This window comes from Desertivirga xinjiangensis, assembly GCF_024436435.1.
Taxonomy (GTDB): Bacteria; Bacteroidota; Bacteroidia; order Sphingobacteriales; family Sphingobacteriaceae; genus Desertivirga; species Desertivirga xinjiangensis.
The window spans coordinates 434504-458261 of the sequence record NZ_JAFMZP010000003.1 but is presented as its reverse complement, the minus strand read 5'-3'; the positions used below and the strand labels follow the sequence as shown (position 1 = coordinate 458261).

Here is a 23758-nt window from a genome sequence, read left to right as displayed (position 1 = left end):
TTATGTTATTATTACAACAGCGATAACATCTTTTTCATGAATAAATTGAAATTACTTCTGGCTACTCTTATTATTTGCATTACTGTAGCCTGTAATTTATCAGGTCAGCAGAAATCTGTAGAGGTAAAGATCAGTACCGGGGGGCCCCAGGCTGTTGCGGCATTTGCAGAAGGATGCTTCTGGTGCTCAGAACATATCTTTGAGGAAATTGCAGGCGTTGACTCTGCCGTTTCGGGTTATGCAGGCGGACGTACTAAAAACCCAACCTACGAGCAGGTTTGTACAGAAACCACAGGGCATGCAGAAACAGTTCTTGTTTATTATAACCCGAATGTGGTAAGTTATGAAAAGCTTTTGGATGCTTTCTTCACTTCACATGACCCTACAACAAAAGACAGGCAGGGACCGGACTATGGCTCTTCTTACCGCTCAGCGATCTTTTACTCCAACGACCAGGAAAAGGAGCTGATCCGGAAAGCATTGATGAAATGGACTCCGGCCTTTAAAGATCCTATAGTAACGGAAGTGGCACCGCTAACGAAATTTTACCGTGCTGAAGAGTACCACCAAAACTATGCAAAAGAGAATCCCAACCAGTCGTATATAAAAAATGTATCTATGCCCCGGTTTGATAAGTTCAAAAGGGAATGTAAATTAAAGCTGAAAGAACAATAAAAGGCGCTTATTGTTACCTTTGCTATCTTGATGGATTACCAGATCTTTACATTGCCAAATGGCATCAGGCTTTTACATAAAGCTACTACTTCTTCTATTTCGCATGCATGCATTATTGTCAATGCCGGTTCCCGCGACGAGCCGCAAGGGAAAGATGGACTGGCACATTTTATAGAACATTTGCTGTTTAAAAAAACAGAGAGAAGAAATACCAGCCAGATCCTCAATTACCTGGAATCTGTTGGCGGCGATCTGAATGCCTACACTACCAAGGAGTACACCTGCATACATGCTTCCGTATTAAACCCTTATATTGAAAGGGCTCTCAATTTATTTGAAGACCTGGTTTTTCATTCTACATTTCCTGAAGATGAAATGGAAAAGGAAAAGGGAGTGATCCTTGATGAAATCTCTTCCTACCAGGATCAACCTGAAGAAGCTATACAAGACGACTTTGAAGACCTCATCTTTGAGGGCCATGAACTGGGAAGAAATATTCTGGGAACTCCTGAAACTGTGACCGAATTAACAAAGAGCGACATCTTTGGTTTCCTGAAGTCAAATTATAATACGGAGGAAATCATTGTAGGGGTTCTTGGAAATTACGATTATAAAAAGCTCTGCAATTTATTTACGAAGATATTTGCTGATATCCCACATAACAAGGGCGCCATGGACAGAAGGGCTGTGCAGAGCTACCAGGCAAAGACTAAAAAACAATCGCAGGCAATAGCTCAAACCCATTGTGTCATCGGCAACCATGCCTACTCTATTCATCATCACCATAAGACTGGCTTGTCATTACTAAACAACTTGCTGGGAGGCAACGGCATGAGCTCAAAGCTTAATCTGGAGATTAGGGAAAAATATGGCATTGCCTATACCATCGAATCTAATTATACAGCCTTTAGTGATACCGGCTTGTTTTCTGTCTATTTCGGAACCGATGCTGAAAAAGCAAAAAAAGCGCTTTCGCTGGTACATAAAGAGTTGAAAAAGCTTCGGGAGAACAAGTTGAGTGAAACAGCTTTACACCGGGCAAAGCAAAAGTTCACCGGTCAGATTGCCTTAGGAGAAGAAAATCGCCTGAGCGTACTAATTGCCATGACCAAAAGCTATATTGATCATGGCAAAGCCGACAGCCTTGACGAAATATTCAGGAAGATCAATGCTGTGAGTACTGAACAAATCCTCGAGATTGCAAACGAAGTTTTTGACACCTCCAGGCTGAGCTCACTATTATTTGAACCTGCAGATTGATCTGCTGTGCACTAATTCAGTTTAAGTTTATAATTTTGTATAATGAAATTACCAATTGTAGCATATGGCGATCCGGTTTTGAAGAAGGTGGCGACAGAAATCCCTAAGGATTATCCTAACCTTCAGGAACTGATTGCCAACATGTTCGATACTATGTATAATGCCAGCGGGGTGGGCCTCGCCGCTCCGCAAATAGGCCTTTCCGTACGCCTGTTCATTGTTGATATTACAGACAGGGATGAACCCGAATATCAGGATTTTAAAAAAGTGTTTATCAATCCGACCATTATAGAGGAAACAGGAGAGCTTTGGGATTTTAACGAGGGTTGCTTAAGTATTCCCGATATACGGGAAGACATCAAAAGGAAGGAGAATGTCTTCCTATCCTATTATGATGAGAACCTTACGCATCATGAAGAAATGTTCACGGGCATGGCTGCCAGGGTTATTCAGCACGAATATGACCACATCGAGGGTAAGTTATTTACTGACAAGCTTGGACCTTTGAAAAGGGCTATGATTAAAAGCCGCCTGGATGCTATTTCGAGAGGAGCTATTAAGGTAGGATACAAAATGAAATTCCCTAACGCAAACAAAAAGCGTTAACGACCGGCCCGTTGTCCAAAGGAGCTATCGATCTCGGCGCTGTCCTTAGTCTGTAGCAGGGGCTTAAGCGCGCCAGGGACTAAGGACTATCCCATAAAAGAGTCTCTGACTCGCTAGGCGTTTTGTATAGCGCTTTAACTGAGTCGGACACTCCTTTTTATTTCTGAATCCTTAGAACTCCTCCGGAACTCCCAAGGACAGACAAAAGCTTAAATAACGACATTGCGCGTGCGCTACAATTAATTTCCTGACCTGCTTTTATCACCCTGCTGTATCTGCTGAATGAAAGCAGCCCATGCGAAAGGATTTAACAAAGGGTTAGCCATTCTCTGGTTAAATGTGCGGCTCGTTAAATTGATATGATTGTTCTGAAAATTCATGGTGTTCATTTCCCCTGCATCACGAGGCAGGTTCTTAGCGATAGCCATGAGTGAACTTCTCTCTACGTTTTTACGTGCTATTTCCAGATCATCGTCAGCAAACTTCATTGCCATAAATTCCCGGTTAAACTCGTCTAAACTTGCCCATGGGTAAACTCTTACCACGGGAAGATTAATCACTTCCGCTTTCATCTTCATGATAACGGTGTATTTTTTATCCGCCAGATTACGGGGAATTACTAAAGCTTCACGGCGGTAACCTATGGCACTGAATACGATAGTGTCGCCTTCGTGGGCAACGAAGGAAAAATAGCCCTGATAATTTGCTGAAACGGTCTTATTTCTGTCGGATTTGTTTGTGACCGACACATAGGGAACTACGACGTTTGAATCGATATTATAGATTACACCAGAAAACTGCACAAGAGGCTTCTCCTGGCTCTTTACAAAACCGAAAGTCAAAACTAAAGCCGCTATGATCAATAAATGCTTCATCATCAATGTAAACCTACCAAAAATTGTGCTAGAGTGTTGTTAAATTCTGTTAAATGGCCTAATTCTTCCTTCAACACAAAAAAAGCGATGCCATTCAACGCCATCGCTTTCATTATTATAAACATTTAGCTTATTGAAGATTTTGGGGCAGCACTGCGTTGGGATCATCCATATCAGTTAAATTAACCGCTTCGATTCCCTCTATTTCGGGTACAGCTCTTTTAATTGCCTGTTCAATTCCGGCTTTCATGGTCATGATACTCATGGGACATGAACCACAAGCGCCAAGCAAACGCAATTTTACTATGTTTTCTGCAGTAATCTCTTCAACTGAAACATTTCCCCCGTCTGCTTCCAGATAAGGTCTGATAGTATCTAAAGCGCCTTCCACTCTTTGCAACAAATCCATATAAAAAATTTTTATAAAATTACTAAAATTCTAGGAAACCCCAACCTGCACATTTTTGGCATTCTGAATAGACACTTGCTGCGCTACGCGCTCTGCTACTTCTAAAAATGCCGCAGACATAGGATTACCACTATCCAAAATAACGGGCTCGCCAGCGTCACCCGCATCACTTATACTTTGCACCAAAGGTATTTCACCTAAAAAAGTGGCATTAAACTGTTCTGCAAGCATCTGACCACCGCCTTTCCCAAAGATGTAATACTTGTTATCCGGCAGCTCAGCTGGAGTGAAATATGACATGTTTTCTACCACACCAAGCAAAGGCACATTAATCGATTCCATTAAAAACATTCCAATACCCTTTTTTGCGTCAGCTAAAGCAACATTCTGAGGTGTAGTTACAATTACCGCGCCTGCAACCGGGTAGCTTTGCGTAAGCGTTATATGGATATCTCCTGTGCCGGGAGGTAGATCTACTACCAGATAATCCAGCTCACCCCAATCAGCATCGTTGAACAATTGTTTTATAGCATTCGAAGCCATCGGTCCGCGCCACGGAATAGGTTGTCCGGGATCTGTAAAAAAGCCGATCGACAATAGTTTAATGCCATACTTTTCTATCGGCTCAATACGGGTTTTACCTTCGGGTGTTTGTATAGCCATTGGCTTAGCTCCTTCTACACCAAACATCATCGGAATAGAAGGTCCATATATATCGGCATCAATTAAACCGACCCGGGCTCCTTTACGAGCTAAACCTAATGCCAGGTTGGCTGATACCGTAGATTTCCCAACTCCTCCCTTGCCGGATGCAACCACGATGATGTTACGTATATTCGGTAAGGGCTGGTTCTTTTGAGTAGTAACCCTTGAGGTCATAATGATTTCCGTAACTACATGAGCACCTATAAAATGCGAAATAGCATTACGGCAGGCGTTAGCAATCAGTTCTTTCAAAGGACATGCAGGAGTGGTCAACACCACTGAAAATTTTACGTTATCACCCTCAATCTCTATATCTTCGATCATATTAAGAGTCACCAGATCTTTCTTAAGATCGGGTTCTTCTACATGCCGCAATGCATTCAGGACTTGTTCTTTGGTTATCATTTAAAAACGTTTCTCGCTGCAAACTTAGATATTTTTTTTTCGGGGAATTTCACACAAATAACATTTAAAAAAGATTCTATTTGAAAACCTATCATACAAATTTTAAAGTACAGATCAATTTTATCAAACTGCCAGACAATCTTCTTGTTTGGATAGTGATTTTATTGATATTTACGGGGCGGAAATAAAAAACCCGTTTTGAACGTTTTTAAACTCTAAAGAGCTGATAACTTATTCTATTAAATGCGCATCCCACCTAAATACTTAAAAATTGCTGGCATTACTGTGATTGCATTACTCGTTCTAGCCCTTATCGCAGGGCTGATAGCTTTTTCAAAGCGCGAAGCAATCTTGAAAACTGTGATCGAAAAAGCCGTTAGGAAAGCCCGGAACAGCTATCAACTGAACCTTACTATCAACAACCCCAGATTTGAGGGCTTACGTTCGGTTGCCTTTTCAGATATCTCTATTGTACCGGAAAACCGGGACAGCCTATTGTATATAAACGATCTGCACGTTGGGATCCAACTTTTGCCATTGCTTTCCGGCGACCTGAAAATTGCTAACATCCAAATCAAAGAAGGAAAGATAAACCTGGTTAAACGGGATAGTGTCCGCAACTACGACTTTCTGTTTAGAAAAAAAGAAAAAGACAGTACTCAGAAAAGTACCCGGGCGGATCTGGCCGAATTGGCGAATAAATTGCTCAACCAGGCTCTGGATAAAATTCCGGAGAATATGTCCCTGAACAATTTTGAAGTCCATATAAGACATGACGACGATCAGCTAAAGCTGTATACCACTTCAGCCACTATTGAAGACGGTGCTCTGAAATCGAATATTCTTATCAATAACCTCGAATCTAACTGGCATATTGACGGTAAGGTAGATCCTGATGAGAGACAACTGGATTTTAAACTTTATGCCAGCGGAAAAAAAGTCGAATTGCCAGTCATTGAAAAAAAGCTAGGTTTAAAATTGAATTTTGACACGCTTTACACTTCCCTAAAAGAGGCGAAAAGAAGCGGTGACAGCTTTAAAATTTACACCTATTGCGCTGTGAAAAACTTGCTACTTAATCATCCGAAGATAGCAGCTAACAATATCATAGTACCATCAGGAGCCATCGATGCCAACTTTATGATCGGTGAAAATTATGTGGGTCTCGACAGTTCTTCGGTGATCTATCTTAACAATGTGAAGGCCAATCCCTATATCAAATACACACTATCGCCTACAAAGATCTATGAGTTAAAACTGAGGACAGAGAAACTGGATGCACAGGAGCTGTTTAACTCCTTCCCTGTGGGATTATTTGAATCGCTTGAAGGCATACAAGTTGCGGGACAACTGCAATACTCGATGGATTTCTACCTTGATTCTAAAAGACCTGATAGTGTGCGTTTCAATTCATCATTAAAAAAGACCGATTTCGGCATCCTGAAATGGGGGAAAACGAATCTGGAAAAAATCAATAATACGTTTGTTTATACACCCTATGAATATGGCAAACCAATGCGGGATATTACCATTGGTCCGGGAAACCCTGATTATGTCCCCTTAAACCAAATTTCGCCTTATCTCCGAAATGCAGTATTAACAGCTGAAGATCCTTCATTTTTTTCGCACCGCGGCTTTGTAGAAAAGGCCTTTACACGTTCTATAGCCACAAACTTTAAAGAAAAAGCTTTCAAAAGAGGCGGCAGCACTATTTCTATGCAATTAGTAAAAAATGTGTTTCTAAACCGCCAGAAAACAATGGCCCGCAAGATCGAGGAAATCCTTATCGTATGGCTTATTGAAAATAACAATGTGTCTTCCAAGCAGCGTATGTTTGAGGTATATTTGAATCTGATCGAATGGGGGCCCAATGTATATGGTATCGGTGAAGCAGCAAGACATTATTTTGCGAAACATCCATCAGATCTAACGTTAGGAGAAAGTATATTCCTGGCGAATATAGTTCCCCGGCCCAAAAAAGGTCTATATTTTTTTGAAGGGGATGGGAGCCTGAGAACGAGCATGAGGGGATACTTTAAACTCATAGGTGGTTTAATGGCTCAGAGAGGATTTACTGCGAGGGATACCAGTGCTTATGGTTTTTATTCGGTAAGACTGAAAGAAAGCTTGCGTCGCGGAACACCGGTGGATACCACTGCTATAGATTCCCTAATGGAGGGTGAGGAAGAACCTGTGATCATAGAAGGCGAAGAGGCAGGAAACTTTTTCACAAGATTGTTTGGGAAAAAGAAACCGGATACCGTACATGTAAGCCAGGTTAACAAGCTGAAAGGTATTAAAGACTCCGTTAAAAGCCCCGCAGACCTACGCAGAGAACGAAGGGAGCAGAGGCGAAAAGAAAAATTACTTCGGGAAAGCGGCGGATAAAATAATTGAAGGCCAATACTAAAATTATGAAAGTTGAAATCGAGGATAAGGAATTCCAATTGATGCTGGAATACGACCAGATCAAGAAACGCACCCGTCTACTGGGCATTCAGCTTAACCTGGAATATGAAAATAAGGTGCCCCTATTTATTGGGGTTCTGAATGGAAGTTTTCTTTTCATGGCTGATCTTTTGAAGGAGATTGATATATCTTGTGAAGTCGCCTTTATCAGAGTAGCATCTTATGAGGGAGAATCCAGCACTGGTAAGGTAAAGGAAGTGATCGGCCTTGACGTGGATCTTAAAGATCGCGACATAATCTTAGTGGAAGATATTGTGGATACCGGCTTAACGCTCAACTATATCCTGGAAACAGTAAAGAAGCAGGAGCCAGCCTCTGTAAAAGTATGTACCCTGCTATATAAACCATCGGCAATAACTCATGAAATTGACGATATCAGTTACGTGGGCTTCGAAATACCTAATGAATTTGTGGTGGGATACGGCCTGGACTATAAGGGGCTTGGCAGAAACCTGAAAGATATTTACAGAGTATGCAACGTTCCCTCAGAAACTTAATGTTAATTTAGCATCTTTGCAAAAAACTGAAATCAATGACGATCCATAAAGAGGGATATACCTCGCTTGCTCTTACTGCCCTATTTATCTTTATTGTTAATGCCTTTGCCAACTACTACTTTGCAGACATCAGCTGGTTGTTGTGGACCATTTACATTTTATCCTTCGCCCTTTTCATAATCGTTTTACAGTTTTTCAGAAGTCCGAACCGCAAGCTAAATACTGATGACCTGCATGTGTTATGCCCTGCGGATGGAAAGGTAGTAGTAATCGAAGAAACAATAGAAGCGGAATATTTCAAAGATAAACGCATCCAGGTTTCTATTTTTATGTCTCCGGTGAATGTTCACGTAAACCGGAATCCGGTGTCAGGAATTGTTAAATTTTTTAAGTACCATCCTGGAAAGTACCTGGTTGCCTGGGATCCGAAATCATCAACAGACAACGAACGCACTACAACGGTGGTTGAAACTAATCAGGGTATACCAGTTCTTTTCCGGCAGATTGCGGGAGCTCTGGCTAGACGGATTGTATGGTATGTAAAGGAAGGCCAGGAAGTTAAACAGGGGGATCAATTTGGTTTTATTAAGTTCGGATCACGGGTTGACGTGTTCTTACCTTTGGGAACGGATATTAAGGTTAACTTGGGAGACGTTGTAAAAGGCGGAATTACAGTTCTGGCGGACTTTAAAAATAAGTAAGAATTTGAATTCATGTGCGATTAAGCTCATGCTTCATTAACAAAACAGATATTTAGATGAAAAGAATAGCATTTGTTTTACTGCTTGCAGTCGCGGGAATGACAGCTACTGCTCAGACCAAACCAGCGAAAAAAGCACAAAGCACAGAAAAGAAGGAAGAATGCAAAAAGACCGGAGGTAGCTGCTGTTCTCCTACCAGCAAAGCAAAAGCGCTTTTGCAAGCTAAGCCGGCGACACAGAAGAAAGGCTGATGGTACTTAAGAAACTATAAAGCTGCTTTTACCAGGCAGCTTTTTTTGTTCGAAGCTATCTTCAGTTTTTAAATGGGTTGGCAAGAACCATTAACAAGAGAAGGAAAGAATTACAGGCACACGCGATCACAAAAAAAGCCCTCCTGAAACCAGGAAGGCTTATATGCTTTGAAGAGAAGCTGTAATTAAACTCTTTTAGATTTAATACGAGCAGCTTTACCAGTTAAAGCACGTAAGTAGAATAATTTAGCTCTACGAACTTTACCACGGCTGTTCACTTCTATTTTCTCAATGTTTGGAGAATTTATAGGGAATATACGTTCAACACCTACACCGTTAGACATTTTGCGCACAGTAAAAGTTTCTGTAGCTCCAACACCGTTACGCTGAATAACAACTCCCTGATAAATCTGAACACGCTCTTTATTTCCTTCGCGAATTTTATAATGAACGCTGATTGTATCGCCAGATTTGAATGCAGGAACCTCTTTTTTCGCAACCGCCTGCTCTTCAACAAATTTTACTAAATCCATGATTTTAAGCTCTTAATATGATTTTTAACCCGTAAAAATCGGACTGCAATATTAGGAATTTTTTCTTACAATAAAAAGGATATTTTTATTTTTTCCACAATATGCCGGAATTCCACATTTCTACAGTTTTTTACTTCAATAAGTCTGGCCGACGCTGCCTGGTACGTTCCAAGGCCTCACTATCGCGCCATTCATCTATCTTTGCCTGATGGCCGCTGAGTAACACGTCAGGCACTTTATGGCCACGCCAGTCGGCCGGCCGTGTATAGACTGGGGCATCCAGCAACTCACCCTGGAAGGAATCAGAAAGTGCCGAAGTTTCGTCCGAAAGCACACCTGGAATAAGACGTACAATTGAGTCGACCAGTATGGCTGCAGGTAATTCTCCCCCAGAAAGTACATAGTCACCTATCGAGATCTCACGAGTGACATATATATCCCTGACACGTTGATCAATACCCTTATAATGCCCGCAAAGGATTATGATATTACCCTTACCGGAAAGATGATTAGCGATGCTTTGATTTAGTGTCTCCCCGTCGGGCGTCATGAAAATCACCTCGTCATAATCACGTTCAGCCTTAAGCGCTTCTATGCACCGTGCAAAAGGCTCAATAGACATCACCATGCCGCTCCCCCCTCCGTAAGGGTAATCGTCAACACTTTTGTGTTTATTCGAAGCGTAGTCCCTGAGATTATGAACTACGATTTCGGTCAATCCCTTCTTTTGCGCCCTTTGCAGGATAGAATGAGCAAAAGGACTTTCGAGCAGGCCAGGAAGCACGGTAATTATATCAAATCTCATCTTCGGGCTTATTCGTTAATATAAATATCTATCAATCCTTCCGGCAGTGATACCTCCAGAATACCGTTGTCCTCATCAATATTAAGGATGATGTTTTCGTTCAGTGGAAACATTACTTCACGAAATTTATAAGGAACCACAGCAATGAATTGCTGAGGGTACTCATGTACCTCTATAATTTCGCCAAGCTCACCATAATGCTCATCTTTCACGATAAAGCCTTTCAGATCCGTATAATAAAATTCATCATCCTGACGCTCGGGCATTTTAGCATTTGGCAGATATAGTTTTTTTCGGACCAGTTTTTCAGCTTTTTCTATCGTATCAATATCTTCAAAATAAAAATTACCCGTACTATTACTCTGAATCTTTGAGGCCGAAACAAAATAAGGGATCAACTTGCCGCTTAGCTCCACGAATACCACATCGAATTCAAGATCTTCATAGTCGGGAAACTCAAAAAATATCTGGACCTCCCCTTTTAGACCTTTTGTTTTGGTTATGTAGCCGATATAAAAACTATCTTCAATCTTCATATTTTTTAATAAAAAACGCCATTACGAAATATCGCAATGGCGCATAGTCATTTCAGCTAACAGATTATTCTGCACCTTCAGCAGCTGGCTCTTCAGAACCTTCTTCTGCAACAGGAGCTTCTTCTTCTTCTGCAGGAGGAGTATTTTTAGCAGCAATTGCAGCAGCTCTTTCCTCTTTCTTTTTAGCTTCAGCAGCTAAAGCAGCTTTTTTAGCTTCTTCTTTTGTCTGAACCAGACCTTGTTTTTTACCCTGGATCTTTTCGTCTTTACCTTGAAGCCATTCGTTGAATTTTGCTTCTGCTTGTTCAGCGGTTAATGCGCCTTTCTTTACACCACCTTCCAGGTGCTTTTTGTAAAGAACACCTTTATAAGAAAGGATAGCACGAGCTGTATCAGTAGGCTGTGCACCATTGTTAATCCATGATAAAGCTTTCTCGAAGTTAATTTCAATAGTCGCCGGATTAGTGTTTGGATTGTAAGAACCTAAACGCTCAATGAATTTTCCATCTCTTGGAGCACGGGAATCCGCCACCACTACGTAGTAAAAAGGTTTTCCTTTTTTACCGTGTCTTTGCAATCTGATTTTAGTTGCCATTTTTGCTTTTAAATTATGTATTCAACATAGTTCCCGGAGTCACCTGCGGGGCCGCAAAGATAAGTCAATATTTTTAATTAAAAAAATGATAAACACCTCTTTATACTAAACCGAGACACTCCTGCAACAATTTCTATTTGGGTAATGAAATTGTAGAATAACGCTTATTTTTGTCCAAACTTCTGTTGATGCAAACCCTTTCAAGCCTTCTATCCGCAATAAATGATGCTATCTGGTTGTACAATTTGTCTCAAAAAAAATTCATTTATTTAAATCAGCGGCTGGCTGATATATATGACATCAGCATTGCCGCCATAGAGGAGGACCCTAAATTCTGGAGAAAATATATTCACCCATTGGATTACTCTTATGTAATTGAACAAACAGAAAAAGCCTTCAATGGCGAAAGTATTGAAATTGAATACCGCATACTAGTTAATGGAGAGGTGCGCTGGATCTCAGATAAAAAAGTGGCGGCGACAGATGAAGAGGGCAATGTGGTGATCACGGGAATTCTTTCAGATATAACTAAGAGAAAAACCGATGAAACAATCCTCTTGGATACAGAACGAACATTCAGATACCTGTTCATAAACAACCCGAATCCTTTGTGGACGTACGATTGCGAAACTTTGAAGTTTCTAGCAGTAAACAATGCTGCAATCACAAAATACGGCTATTCGAGAGAAGAGTTTTTATCAATGACCATCGCCGACATCAGGCCTGAAGAAGACATCCCTTCCTTAATAAACAGCGTAAAAAAGGTTAAATCGCAATTCTACGATTCGGGTCGTACCTGGAGGCATCTGAAAAAGAATGGAGAGCTTATATACGTAAACATTTCAGGACACGGCATTAAACATCAGGGAAGAAATGCTGAATTAGTGATGGCACATGACATCACTGAACAAATAAAAAATCAGCAGCTAATTACACTGGCCAAAGAAAACCTGGACGCACTGATTAACAATATCAAAGATCACATCTGGTCAATCGACGGACATTACAATGTCTTATCGGCGAACAATTCGTTCAGGGACATCATACGTAAAGGGCTAGGCCGCGATCTTGAAATAGGCGATTCAATATTTATGCCTGAATTTGCTCCGGAAGCGAAACAACTATGGCGCAAATATTATGATCGGGCTTTAACAGGCGAGGTAGTTCAATTTATTGACCAGATAAAGCTTCCGGGAAATGATCCTTACTTTTCTGAAACTAAACTTTCTCCGATATTCAACAATCAGGAGGTGGTTGGTGTCGCCTGCATTTCGAGTAATATCGAAGAGCGCCTTGAGACACAGAAAAAAATCATGAACCATAACCAAAGCCTGCTGGAACTTATATCCATAGCATCGCATGAAATAAGGGGGCCAATAGCATCGCTGCTTGGTTTATCAGAAGTATTTAATACACAAAACTATGCTGATCCTTTCAATGCCGAAATCATAACGCTCATGCAAAACACGAGCAGGCAATTAGACGACCTTATTCACAAACTTGTGGACAAAACCTACGCCCTTCAACAGGAGAATCAACTCAGATATTCCGTTCGACAAAATCGATCAGAGAATGAACCACTTTGATATGGATCTCCTGGGCACGGTCTGCATAATTAGTTTTTGGAGCTCTTATTTCTACATCACACAGTGATGCCATTTTACCTCCGTCCTTACCGGTAAGCCCTATAACTTTTAATCCTTTGCTTTTAGCAGCCTCAATTGCATTCAGGACATTCTCTGAATTCCCGCTGGTACTGATGGCAAGAAGCACGTCACCGGCCTGACCTATGGCTTCAACCATCCTGGAAAAGACAAAAGCATAACCGTAGTCATTTCCCACGCAAGAGAGATGCGATGGATCGGATATGGAGATTGCCGGCAATGCTACCCTGTCGTTTCTGTATCTGCCAGAGAGTTCTTCAGCAAAATGCATAGCGTCGCACATTGAACCTCCATTGCCACAGGAAATGATTTTTTTCCCCGCCTTTATAGCTTCAACCAGCAACCTGCCGGCAGATTCTATATTAATAATGTTCCTTTCATCACTGATGAAAGCGTTCAGCACCTGCTGTGCTTCAAGAAAATGTTGTTGGATAGATTCCATATTAAAATAAACCGGATTGCAATGAATGCAGACCCTGTTTTTGTAATATCATTTACAATTACAAAGAGAGAATGTCAACTATTCTCAACAAATTAGGGTTGATTTCATTGATATGTTTGATAGCATTCTGGAATGGCGTAAAGTGGATATTGCTACTCACTACACCTACCATTTCACCTTTATGACCACTGATCAACCCTTCGACCGCGGCAACACCCAGACGGCTGGCCAGCACCCTATCCATACAGGTAGGACTACCTCCGCGTTGTATGTGCCCAAGGATCGACAAACGTATATCGAATTTCGGAAAACGTTCTTTCAATTTCTCAGCCACTTCAAAACCGCCTGCATGCCTTCCTTCGGCTACCATAATAATCCTTGACGACTTGTCGCGACGGCCTTCCTCCAGGCGTCGGAATAACACTTCGATTTCCGTTTCTGATTCAGGAATAAGGATTGCTTCTGCACCAACACCTATACCCGAACGTAACGCTATCAGGCCCGAGTCGCGCCCCATAACCTCTATAATAAACACACGGTCGTGCGACTCTGCGGTGTCTCTTATCCTGTCTACGGCGTTGATAACATTATTGATGGCTGTGTCATAGCCTATAGTGAAATCTGTTCCGATAAGATCATTGTCGATTGTACCTGGCAATCCTAACACAGGTATGCCATGCTCCTGAAGGAAAACATTTGCTCCTGTAAAAGTACCTTCCCCTCCTATTACAACCAGCGCATCAATCTTATTCTTTTGCAGGTTCTCAAATGCGGTCTTTCTTCCCTCAATAGTTCTGAAGGCTTCACTTCGAGTAGTTTTTAATATAGTACCTCCCCGCTGTATAATGTTGGCAACTGATTTCCGGTTCATTGGAATAATTTCGTTGCCAATTAAACCTTCATAACCCCTCATAATACCTTTTACTTCTAAATTATGAAACAGCCCTGTACGTACCACAGCACGTATCGCTGCATTCATTCCGGGAGCGTCGCCCCCTGAAGTTAAAACGCCGATAGTTTTTATTTCGCTCATTATTTTTTTGTTGAAAACGCAGCTTTGCCGCTATTCAAAAATTCTATATAATTATCTATATCTAAGTCAAAGGCCCGAGGAGGTACCAAAGTCTCTCCTGCAGTGTTGACGATTACATAATATGGCTGCGAGTTTGTTTTAAACTTACGTGTTTGCAAATCGCTCCACTTTTGCCCCAAAGTTTTAATTTCTTTTCCAGATTCAGAAGTTAATTTTTCATTTTGCGGCAGTTCCGTCCTGTCATCAACATACAATGATATTAAAACATAATCATTTTTCAATATTTTTAATACTTCCGGATCTGACCATACCCCTTGCTCCATCCTGCGGCAATTAGCACAGCTATGGCCTGTAAAATCCAGTAAAACAGGCTTATTTTGTTTAGAAGCAAAGTTTAAGCCTTCTTCATAATCATAAAATACGTCCAGCCCGTGCGGTGCTTCAAAAAGACCCTGGTACTTTTTAGGAGTCAGGGCATGATCTGTCCTTCCTGAGTGCAAATTAAATTCCTGAGTGCCGGGAGGAGGCAGCCATCCACTAAGCGCTTTGAGTGGTGCGCCCCATAGACCAGGCACAATGTAAATGGCAAAGCCGAGCACTACCATCGCGAAGAAGAGGCGGGTAAGGGATATAAATTCTATTGGCGAATCGTGGGACAAGCGAATCTTACCCAAAAGATACATTGCCCATATTCCAAATATAACAATCCATATTACCAGGAATACATCCCTGTTTAATATGCCCCAATGATAAGCTAGGTCAACGTTAGACAGAAATTTGAACGCTAGTGCAAGTTCAAGGAAGCCCAGGGAAACCTTTACTGAATTCATCCATCCTCCAGATTTAGGCAATTCCTTAAGCCAGGATGGGAAAATAGCGAAAAGGGTAAAAGGAATAGCCAGGGCAATGGAAAATCCGAGCATTCCTACTGCAGGTCCTAATGTGACGCCATTCGATACCGTTTCGACCAGTAAATAACCAATTATCGGACCTGTGCATGAGAACGACACTAATGCAAGAGTAAACGCCATAAAGAACAAACCCATCAAACCACCCTGGTTGGATTTCTCATCGGCCTTGTTCACAAGCGAAGCTGGCAAGGTTATTTCAAATGCTCCAAGAAATGACAGAGCAAACAGTACGATCACCACAAAGAAAAACAAATTAAAAAACGCGCTGCTTGCCAGGTCATTAAGCGCTGAGGCGCCAAATACTGCAGTGACCACTACTCCTAAAAATACGTATACAATAACGATCGATAATCCATAAATGACAGCACTTCTGATTCCCTTTTGCCGCGAGCCCGAACGCTTTGTAAAGAAAGAAACAGTAAGAGGGATCATCGGATATATACAAGGCATAAAAAAAGCGAGCAATCCGCCTGCAAATCCCGCGAGGAATATGCCAAGCAGGGTATTGTCTTTCGCTTTTGATGCCGCTGGCATGCTCAGTTCTACCCTATCAGATTCAAACCCTTTGGCGTATGCAGGAACAAGAGTATCTGCCGGAGAAGCTTTCACTGCCTCGCTCAATGGGGTATCTGCTGTTGCCTGCTTTTGCTCCGGCTCCTTAATAGTATTGGGTAGGGAGCCTGATGTTTTGGCAGTAGCTCCAGCTTCTATCTTTACTGGTATTTTGAAGCTAACCTCCTCAGGGGGCAGGCATCTGCTGTCATCACACACCATAAACTCAAGCGTCCCGCTAACCACAGTGCTGACAGTACTTAATTTGATCCTCTGTTTGAAGACAACCTTTTTTTCATGCCATGCTATCTCCATATTAAAAGCCTTATCAAAGGCACTTACCGCCTTTGGGGACTCAGCGGTCTTACCAACAAGTACATAGTCTTTTGAAGGTGTAAACTTGAAAGAGGTGGGTATAGGTCCCCCCTCGTCAATAAATTGAGAGTACACATGCCAACCGGGCTCAATAACGGCAGTCAATAACAGATCGACTTGACCATTACCAAGCTCCTTCGCTGCAAACGACCATTTAACAGGCTCGGAGATCTGTGCCAGCGCACAGAAATTAAGTATAATTAACGTTACGCAAAAGCAAATCTTTCTCATGTATTCAGCGAATAACAAACGACACCTCCTTTAAATTAAATGAACGCAAAGATCCGTTTATATCAAGTTTTAAAAATCCTCTTTCATTTACCCCCACAATTCTCGCTACCTCGGGCTTGCCGTCAATGATAAATGGATGATCCTCCCCGAACCTGTATAAGGCGCCAAGATACTCTGTTAAATGGGTACCGGGATTTTCTTTTAACTCACAATAACGTCGCTCTATTGCCTTACAAAGTTGCTGAAGCAATACATTTAAATCATAATCCTGATGTAAGATTTCTCTGAGGGAACTTACATTTTTCACACTTTCCGGAAAGCTTGTCTGATTTACGTTTATACCGACCCCTATAACCGAGCTTTTCAATTGACTTCCCTGCAAACTATTTTCAATCAAAACTCCACCAAGCTTCTTGTCTTCATAAAAAATGTCGTTCGGCCATTTTATTTTTGCCGATGGGCCAACAATCGACCGCAATACATCGTTAATAGCTAAACTAACGGCAATATTTAAGTTGAATTGAAAATCAGGTTTTATGAAGACAGGATAGAGAAGTATGCTAAATGTCAGGTTTTTGCCTGGTTGACTATGCCAGACATTTCTCACCTGGCCACGTCCGGCATACTGGTCTTCTGCCAATATAACAGTACCTTCAGGCAATGGCTCGCATTTTGCCAATTGTAACTTTAAATAATTATTGGTGGAATCTACCTGCCTAAGGGTGACTATTTTTTGTCCAACAATTAATGATGAAAAAGTGTTATTTTGCAAAAGAATGGAGATTTACTAAATTCATCCAAAACTAGTTTTTTTAATGGTAAAAAGTAAAGCAATTAATGAATCAACCTTTATTTCTGAACTCGTTATCCACGGGATCCAGGAGAAAAAAGGAAACGAAATTGTACGATTAGATTTAAGAAATATACATAGCTCTATTGCCGACTACTTTGTAATATGCCACGCCGAGTCATCCACGCAGGTTAGGGCAATTGCATCAAGCGTAGAAGAAGAGGTTTTCAAAGCATCAAACCAGCTTCCGGTTCGTGTAGAAGGGCTGGAATACGGTGAGTGGGTATTATTAGATTACGTTGACACTATTGTGCATATATTTAAGACAGAAAAACGCCAGTTTTATGGGATTGAGGAATTGTGGGGTGATGCAGAGATGAAATCTTACAAAAGCGCCTGATCTCTGTAAGTCACACACTGGATTAATTTTAAGAAATGAAAGAGAAAAAAACCGAGAGTTTTAAAAAGACAATAAAAAAGCGCCCGGCTAAAAAGATTGTACCAAAGCCGCCGAAGTTCAATATTATGTGGCTTTACGCTGCAATTATAATCGGACTATTTGCCGTTCAATACTTTTTTAACGGATCAAGTGCTAAAAAGATCAACTACCAGGAATTCGAAAGCAAGATGCTGCGAGCAAGGGACGTTGAAAAAATTATAGCATACAAGAATAATGATCTTGTGATGGCAGAAGTTTACATTAAAAAGGACAGGCTTACTCAGCCTAAATATAACGATGTAAACAAGGAAGATAATTTTAATATGTCGGGTAACAGCCCGCAATACTTTTTCACTGATGGTTCATTTGATGCACTTCAGGCTAAACTGAGGGAGGCTGAAAAAGATCTTCCTTTAGAGCAACGAACCCCTGTTAGCATTGAATCACGCGAAAACTTCTGGGCAAGCTGGTTTATGTCAATCATACTTCCGGTATTACTGCTTATAGGATTCTGGGTATTTATTATGCGCAGAATGGGCGGTGGTGCTGGTGGTGGCGCTGGCGGCCAGATATTCAACATTGGAAAATCAAAAGCTACTTTATTTGATAAAGAATCGCAGGTAAGCGTAACTTTTAACGATGTGGCTGGTCTTGAAGAAGCCAAACTTGAGGTGATGGAAATAGTGGATTTCCTTAAAAACCCTCAGAAATATACCAATCTGGGTGGAAAGATCCCGAAAGGTGCATTGCTGGTTGGTTCGCCGGGTACTGGTAAAACATTACTTGCAAAAGCCGTTGCTGGTGAAGCTCAAGTACCATTCTTCTCCTTGTCGGGCTCAGACTTCGTAGAGATGTTTGTAGGGGTGGGTGCATCAAGGGTTCGTGATCTGTTCCGTCAGGCAAAAGACAAAGCTCCTTGTATTATCTTCATTGATGAGATTGATGCAATTGGCCGAGCCCGTGGAAAAAACAACATTGTTGGAGGAAATGACGAGCGAGAGAACACGCTAAATCAATTACTTGTTGAAATGGACGGTTTTGGTACCGATTCAGGCATTATCATTATGGCGGCTACAAACCGGCCTGACGTTCTAGACTCGGCTCTTCTACGCCCAGGACGGTTCGACAGACAAATTTCTATTGATAAACCGGATTTAGTTGGCCGCGAGCAAATATTTAAAGTTCACCTCGCTCCAATAAAGCTGTCGGAGGAAGTTGACCCGAAAAAACTGTCAGCGCAAACTCCCGGATTTGCTGGTGCTGAAATTGCGAATGTTTGTAACGAAGCTGCCCTTATTGCTGCACGTAAGGATAAGGCAGCAGTGGATATGCACGACTTCCAGGACGCGATTGATCGCGTAATCGGTGGTCTGGAGAAAAAGAACAAAATCATATCACCCGAGGAAAAACGGATCGTTGCTTACCACGAAGCGGGACATGCTATTGCGGGCTGGTTCCTTGAGCACGCTGATCCTTTGGTAAAAGTGTCTATTGTTCCGCGTGGTGTAGCGGCTTTAGGATATGCCCAGTATCTTCCAAAAGAACAATTCCTGTATACAACAGAGCAATTGATCGATGGTATGTGTATGACCATGGGTGGACGGGTTGCCGAAGACCTTACATTTGGAAAGATCTCTACAGGTGCGCAGAACGACCTTGAGCGAATAACCAAGCTTTCTTACGCCATGATCACTCTTTACGGCATGAATGACAGGGTTGGGAATATCTCCTTTAATGATCAGCAAGACCAGTTTAACCGGCCGTATTCAGAGAAAACTGCCGAGATGATCGACGAAGAAGTACGTAAGCTGATTGATTCGGTTTACACCAGAACCAAGCAGCTGCTTACTGATAAAGCTAGTGGCTTAGAGAATCTGGCTCAAAAACTTCTTGAAAAGGAGATCCTGTTCCAGAGTGATCTTGAGGAAATTCTTGGAAAAAGGCCTTTTAGCCACCGCACTACATACGATGAGTTTGTAAACGGTGATGATAGCGGCAACCAACGACCAGTCGCAGAGAACCTACATCCAGAACCAGTTGGTGATTCTACTGAGCCATTAAAGAGCTCGGAATCGAAAGACATATAACCGGAAAATAAACATACAGCCCTGGATTTTCCGGGGCTTTTTCTTTTAACTAAAATTAGGATAAGCGACTTTTGCGAGACAAAGCGGCAGGGGCATGAAAGATACTACTACTTCTAAAGAAAAAATGCTGAAGAAAATACGGAAAGCTTTACTTGAAAAGCATGACAATCCGTATCCAAATCTGGAGGAGGCTCCATTATATGAGCCCTACGATGATTTCCTCGAAATATTATTTGCCGAACAGTTGAGCTTGGTAGCTGGAAAATTCATTTTCTGCGAAGATGAAATCCAGTTTATTGAGAACTTATTGCTTCTTGCCGACGAAAAAAGCTGGCGCCGTATTTACTGCTGGGAACCACAACTCCAGAAAACGCTTTCAAATTATGAATTTCCTTTTTACAGTACAGATACAGACTTCCTGCAGGCAGAAGTTGGCATCACTCTCTGTGAATCTTTAATTGCGAGAAATGGCAGTGTACTTATATCGAATGGGAATGCTGGTGGTCGCCGACTGAGCATCTATCCCCATCACCATATCGTTGTTGCTTATACATCCCAACTGGTGCTGGAACTGAAAGACGGCCTGAATAGGGTTAAGCAGAAATATGGAAACAAAATTCCAAGTTTGTTGTCGTGTATTACCGGACCAAGCCGGACGGCCGACATTGAGAAAACCCTGGTTCTTGGGGCGCATGGACCTAAAGAACTGATTGTATTTCTACTAGAAGGATAAAAAAAAGCCGCTAGGCGGCTTAATTACTCATTCTCTTTTGTTAATATCTGATTTATAGCTTTTCTCTAATCGACTCGATCAGTCTTCCGCCTTTATAGTAGTAACGCTTCCAGTATGCCTCGTTAAGATTGCTTATCATCACACCTCTGCTACTTGACGCGTGAGCAAACTTATCATTACCCAAATAAACCCCAACGTGGGAAATTGCACGGCTATTGATCTTGAAAAAAACCAGATCACCTTCTTTTAACTCCTCCTTATTCACAGGATTCACCATGCTGAAGATATTTCTTGAATTATTTCCGATAACTGTATTAAATACTTTATCATATAACTGGTATGCAAATCCTGAACAGTCAATTCCTCTCTCAGTATCACCACCAAGGCGGTATGGAGTTCCTAACCAATCGTATACAAACTGATAAAGCTTAACATTTGATGTAGCGGAAACTGCAACTCCCATGATCTGCGAAAAGTAGTCTTTAGCCAGATTATCAGGATCTGCGGTTGTCTTTTTTTCATTTTGTGCCTGGGATGACACAACACTTAAAATTAGTAGCAAGGCTACTAGCATTTTTTTACCCATTCTAAACTCGTTTACAATTAAAAAACCTTAATATAAACGCCCTCTTAACCGGCTTTCGGTCCGAGCATTGCAAAAATAGAAAAATATATCACCTTTGAAAGCGATTACTGTCCATTTTTAACAACTTTTAACAGAACTTAGTATCAAACTCTATACAAAAATTGCTTTCCCTTATCAGGAGACTGGGTATACGGTTTGATAAAGCTTGGGTTTCAATAAAATATTAAAAGTATCAAAATGTAAAAAAAATGCCCTGCCGATCCTCACCAGCAGGGCTAACCTAAACCTTATCACAATTGTGAAGCCACAAAAATATTATAAATAAGAAATTAGCACATCATCAAAACGTCATTTTACTGTTCCATAAGTGTTTTGGCAACCGCTCCGCATATGCCGTCCACCCAGGCGACGTTTCCTTTACTATTGAGCTTGCAGCTTAGGATACCGTGGGAGTCCCTTTTGCATTGAATGATGACTTCCTTTTCGCGAATGAACACCTCATATTCATCCTTAGATATCTGGCTAACATATCCATGTAAAATAGTATCATCAGTATGTTTATACGCTACGGTAAATGATTTATTAAACAGGGTGAAATGTGTGGAAGTGTCAGGACCAATTGCGAATCGGGTTTTCATAAATATTTGATAATTAATTAAATAGTGATCTAATTTAGTTAATTATCGAAAGGCGCCAAACTTATTCGGCAATATGTAAATCAAAGCGTAGAAAAGCAAACAGAAATTGTGAAGTTTTTACACTATCTGCAGCATTACACCGGGATTGAAACCTGAAACTTACATCATAACAGAAGTTAAGCCTATTTGTTTCCAATATTTGCCGAAACTGTGTGTCCTGGCCTGCCTATAGACTTGTAAGCTCCGCTGCCTTGAAGGATGGAAGCGAATGTGCTCTTGCTTCGCAGAATGTTTGAGGCAGAGCGAAGATCGTCATCGTATTGGAAATTGTGTTCTATCCTGCCAGTTTGGTAAAAATATCTACCCGCTATCTCATTTTCAAGAGCTCTCCGGATTTCCTCTTTAAACTGAATGAGGTCATTCTTCTTGCTATGTGTTATTTTACTTCTTAATGCCTCATATTCTGCTCTTACTTCCAACAGCTTATTTTCATTCTGTGCTTCAGCTTTCAACTCGTTAATGAGTTTCTCTGTTTTGGTACTGTAATTATAATCCTTGTCGGATAAATAGCTTGAGAATTGATCATATTCTGAGTCTGTAAGCTTATAGCTTCGCGCACTCGAAATGGAGGGATTTTGCTTTCTGTATTGTGTTGCGTAATCGAAAATCAGGTTCCTCGAAAGAAGAGTCTGAGTAATAGGACTATATTTAACCGGAGCAACATATACATCAGGATAAATACCGCTACCATCGAAAACTGACCGTCCTGATTTCGTCTTATATTCTGTAATCAATGAATCAGCGACCTTTTCAACGCCACCGTTTTCTAACCTGTGGGCATAGTCGAGGGCCTGGATGCATCTGCCTGAGGGAGTATAATACTTCGCTACTGTTACTTTTACCAAGCTATTATAAGGTAAATTAAATGTTTGCTGTACAAGGCCTTTACCAAAGCTCCGCTGTCCTACAATTACCGCCCTGTCTAAGTCCTGTAATGACCCTGCAACAATTTCTGCGGCCGATGCTGAACGCCCGTTAACGAGCACCACCAGTGGCAATCTTGCGGCGATTGGCCCGTCGAAGGTTTTATAACTTACAGTTTTCGCCTTATTACGTCCTCGTTGAGTAACCACAGTTACATTCGGCTCTATGAAGAGATTAACAATTTTGACAGCTTCCTGCAATATGCCCCCTCCGTTATACCGCAAGTCAAGTATAAGACCATCGGGGTTACTTTTTTGCAAAGTTAAAAGCGCGTCCTTTACCTCGAGGCTAGAATTCTCAAGAAACTTATCCAACTTTATGTAAGCAATATTATTGCTCAGCATTCCGGAGTAACTCACATTGTTCTGCGTAATTTCTTCGCGTATTAAAGACTTTTCTATAGGACCACTTTCGCCCGGCCGGCTTAGCTTAAGTTTTAATACGGTGTTTTTTGGTCCTTTTAGCATCGCGCTCACCTGATCGTAAAGCTTCCCTTTAAGGGATATCCCATTGATCTCTATTAGTTCGTCGCCGGCACGGATATCTGCCTTCTGTGCGGGAAATCCCTCGAAAATGTCGGCTACTATAAACTTCCCTTTCCGGGTGTGAACACTGGTTCCAATTCCACCATATTGAGTACTTACGTACTTCATTTTATAATCCTCAATATCTGACTCCTGAACGTACTCGGTATATGGATCAAGGCTATCAAGCATTGCATCCACACCGGTTTTCATAAGTTTTGAGGGGTTTACTTCATCTACATAATTTAGATTCAGTTCTTTGTATAGAGAGGCGAAAATGTCGATGTTTTTAGAGTACAGGAACAGATCTTCGCGGAACGCGGATGTACCAAGGACCGCAGCAAGGCAAGCTGCCAAAAGAAATCTCTTAAAGGTAGTACTCTGTCTTCTCATATTGATTTCACGTTTACGCAGATGCGTATTATAATGTAAGATGTCTGGTTTATG

At 41.4% G+C, this 23758-nt stretch carries 25 protein-coding genes; 11 read left to right on the top strand and 14 right to left on the bottom strand.

Annotated features, from left to right (window positions below; translation table 11 throughout):
- Positions 1-36 precede the first annotated feature (36 nt).
- Genes msrA through def form a run of 3 tightly spaced genes read left to right on the top strand, consistent with a single transcriptional unit; the run spans position 37 to position 2541 of the window.
- A complete protein-coding gene (msrA, locus tag J3P37_RS10170) occupies positions 37-675 on the top strand; it encodes a peptide-methionine (S)-S-oxide reductase MsrA (RefSeq protein ID WP_256011000.1) in 639 nt (212 codons plus the stop codon).
- A gap of 30 nt (positions 676-705) precedes the next feature.
- Positions 706-1935, top strand: a complete 1230-nt coding sequence (locus J3P37_RS10165; protein ID WP_256010999.1) for a M16 family metallopeptidase — start codon at positions 706-708, stop codon at positions 1933-1935.
- Positions 1936-1977: 42 nt separating this feature from the next.
- The gene (def, locus tag J3P37_RS10160) at positions 1978-2541 is read left to right on the top strand and encodes a peptide deformylase (protein WP_256010998.1); all 564 of its coding nucleotides are present in this window, start codon (positions 1978-1980) and stop codon (positions 2539-2541) included.
- 239 nt (positions 2542-2780) lie between these two features.
- On the opposite strand, the gene J3P37_RS10155 is transcribed toward def, so the two are convergent.
- From J3P37_RS10155 to J3P37_RS10145, 3 genes are all read right to left on the bottom strand, one after another.
- Entirely contained in the window at positions 2781-3419 is a 639-nt protein-coding gene (locus J3P37_RS10155; protein ID WP_256010997.1) for a peptidase associated/transthyretin-like domain-containing protein, read from the bottom strand.
- Between the two features lie 127 nt (positions 3420-3546).
- Positions 3547-3825, bottom strand: a complete 279-nt coding sequence (locus J3P37_RS10150) for a NifU family protein (protein WP_256010996.1) — start codon at positions 3823-3825, stop codon at positions 3547-3549.
- A gap of 30 nt (positions 3826-3855) precedes the next feature.
- Positions 3856-4935: an Mrp/NBP35 family ATP-binding protein gene (locus J3P37_RS10145; RefSeq protein ID WP_256010995.1), complete on the bottom strand. Its 1080-nt coding sequence runs from the start codon at positions 4933-4935 to the stop codon at positions 3856-3858.
- Positions 4936-5220: 285 nt separating this feature from the next.
- On the opposite strand from J3P37_RS10145, the gene J3P37_RS10140 reads away from it, so the two are divergent.
- From J3P37_RS10140 to J3P37_RS10125, 4 genes are read left to right on the top strand one after another with little or no spacing between them, the layout of a single operon-like run.
- On the top strand, positions 5221-7323 hold the full coding sequence (locus J3P37_RS10140) for a transglycosylase domain-containing protein (RefSeq protein ID WP_256010994.1): 2103 nt from the start codon (positions 5221-5223) through the stop codon (positions 7321-7323).
- Positions 7324-7349: 26 nt separating this feature from the next.
- A complete protein-coding gene (hpt, locus tag J3P37_RS10135; protein ID WP_256010993.1) occupies positions 7350-7901 on the top strand; it encodes a hypoxanthine phosphoribosyltransferase in 552 nt (183 codons plus the stop codon).
- A 35-nt stretch (positions 7902-7936) separates the two neighbouring features.
- Complete coding sequence (locus tag J3P37_RS10130; RefSeq protein WP_256010992.1) at positions 7937-8602, top strand: phosphatidylserine decarboxylase family protein; 666 nt, start codon at positions 7937-7939, stop codon at positions 8600-8602.
- Between the two features lie 56 nt (positions 8603-8658).
- Positions 8659-8853: a hypothetical protein gene (locus tag J3P37_RS10125; protein WP_256010991.1), complete on the top strand. Its 195-nt coding sequence runs from the start codon at positions 8659-8661 to the stop codon at positions 8851-8853.
- 185 nt (positions 8854-9038) lie between these two features.
- Here J3P37_RS10125 and rplS read toward each other — a convergent pair whose 3' ends face one another.
- The 4 genes from rplS to J3P37_RS10105 all read right to left on the bottom strand — a co-directional run bounded on the left by rplS (position 9039) and on the right by J3P37_RS10105 (position 11322).
- Entirely contained in the window at positions 9039-9386 is a 348-nt protein-coding gene (rplS, locus tag J3P37_RS10120) for a 50S ribosomal protein L19 (protein WP_305121148.1), read from the bottom strand.
- A 130-nt stretch (positions 9387-9516) separates the two neighbouring features.
- Entirely contained in the window at positions 9517-10191 is a 675-nt protein-coding gene (gene trmD, locus J3P37_RS10115) for a tRNA (guanosine(37)-N1)-methyltransferase TrmD (protein ID WP_256010990.1), read from the bottom strand.
- Between the two features lie 8 nt (positions 10192-10199).
- The gene (rimM, locus tag J3P37_RS10110) at positions 10200-10727 is read right to left on the bottom strand and encodes a ribosome maturation factor RimM (RefSeq protein WP_256010989.1); all 528 of its coding nucleotides are present in this window, start codon (positions 10725-10727) and stop codon (positions 10200-10202) included.
- 64 nt (positions 10728-10791) lie between these two features.
- Positions 10792-11322, bottom strand: a complete 531-nt coding sequence (locus J3P37_RS10105; RefSeq protein WP_256010988.1) for a 30S ribosomal protein S16 — start codon at positions 11320-11322, stop codon at positions 10792-10794.
- Positions 11323-11510: 188 nt separating this feature from the next.
- On the opposite strand from J3P37_RS10105, the gene J3P37_RS10100 reads away from it, so the two are divergent.
- Positions 11511-12908, top strand: coding sequence for a PAS domain S-box protein (locus J3P37_RS10100; protein WP_256010987.1), 1398 nt, complete (start codon positions 11511-11513; stop codon positions 12906-12908).
- Here the strand turns inward: J3P37_RS10100 and lpcA are convergent.
- Genes lpcA through J3P37_RS10080 form a run of 4 tightly spaced genes read right to left on the bottom strand, consistent with a single transcriptional unit; the run spans position 12862 to position 17302 of the window.
- Positions 12862-13428: a D-sedoheptulose 7-phosphate isomerase gene (gene lpcA, locus J3P37_RS10095; protein ID WP_256010986.1), complete on the bottom strand. Its 567-nt coding sequence runs from the start codon at positions 13426-13428 to the stop codon at positions 12862-12864. The two genes, J3P37_RS10100 and lpcA, sit on opposite strands and share 47 nt — an antisense overlap.
- Positions 13429-13486: 58 nt before the next feature.
- The gene (pfkA, locus tag J3P37_RS10090; RefSeq protein WP_256010985.1) at positions 13487-14461 is read right to left on the bottom strand and encodes a 6-phosphofructokinase; all 975 of its coding nucleotides are present in this window, start codon (positions 14459-14461) and stop codon (positions 13487-13489) included.
- Entirely contained in the window at positions 14461-16530 is a 2070-nt protein-coding gene (locus J3P37_RS10085; protein ID WP_256010984.1) for a protein-disulfide reductase DsbD family protein, read from the bottom strand. Before J3P37_RS10085 ends, pfkA begins: the two co-directional genes overlap by 1 nt.
- Before the next feature lie 4 nt (positions 16531-16534).
- Complete coding sequence (locus J3P37_RS10080; protein WP_256010983.1) at positions 16535-17302, bottom strand: biotin--[acetyl-CoA-carboxylase] ligase; 768 nt, start codon at positions 17300-17302, stop codon at positions 16535-16537.
- Positions 17303-17345: 43 nt separating this feature from the next.
- Here J3P37_RS10080 and rsfS point away from each other — a divergent pair, with 43 nt between their 5' ends.
- The 3 genes from rsfS (at position 17346) to J3P37_RS10065 (ending at position 20579) form a co-directional block, all read left to right on the top strand.
- Positions 17346-17720 carry a ribosome silencing factor gene (rsfS, locus tag J3P37_RS10075; protein WP_256010982.1) on the top strand — a complete coding sequence of 125 codons (375 nt, stop codon included), beginning with the start codon at positions 17346-17348 and terminating at the stop codon, positions 17718-17720.
- A 35-nt stretch (positions 17721-17755) separates the two neighbouring features.
- Entirely contained in the window at positions 17756-19846 is a 2091-nt protein-coding gene (ftsH, locus tag J3P37_RS10070; RefSeq protein ID WP_256010981.1) for an ATP-dependent zinc metalloprotease FtsH, read from the top strand.
- Between the two features lie 94 nt (positions 19847-19940).
- Positions 19941-20579 (top strand): LutC/YkgG family protein, encoded by a 639-nt coding sequence (locus J3P37_RS10065; protein ID WP_256010980.1) that lies wholly within the window; start codon positions 19941-19943, stop codon positions 20577-20579.
- 52 nt (positions 20580-20631) lie between these two features.
- Here J3P37_RS10065 and J3P37_RS10060 read toward each other — a convergent pair whose 3' ends face one another.
- From J3P37_RS10060 to J3P37_RS10050, 3 genes are all read right to left on the bottom strand, one after another.
- Complete coding sequence (locus J3P37_RS10060; RefSeq protein ID WP_256010979.1) at positions 20632-21165, bottom strand: C40 family peptidase; 534 nt, start codon at positions 21163-21165, stop codon at positions 20632-20634.
- 353 nt (positions 21166-21518) lie between these two features.
- Complete coding sequence (locus J3P37_RS10055; RefSeq protein WP_256010978.1) at positions 21519-21803, bottom strand: hypothetical protein; 285 nt, start codon at positions 21801-21803, stop codon at positions 21519-21521.
- A 182-nt stretch (positions 21804-21985) separates the two neighbouring features.
- The gene (locus tag J3P37_RS10050; protein ID WP_256010977.1) at positions 21986-23704 is read right to left on the bottom strand and encodes a S41 family peptidase; all 1719 of its coding nucleotides are present in this window, start codon (positions 23702-23704) and stop codon (positions 21986-21988) included.
- Positions 23705-23758: the final 54 nt, after the last annotated feature.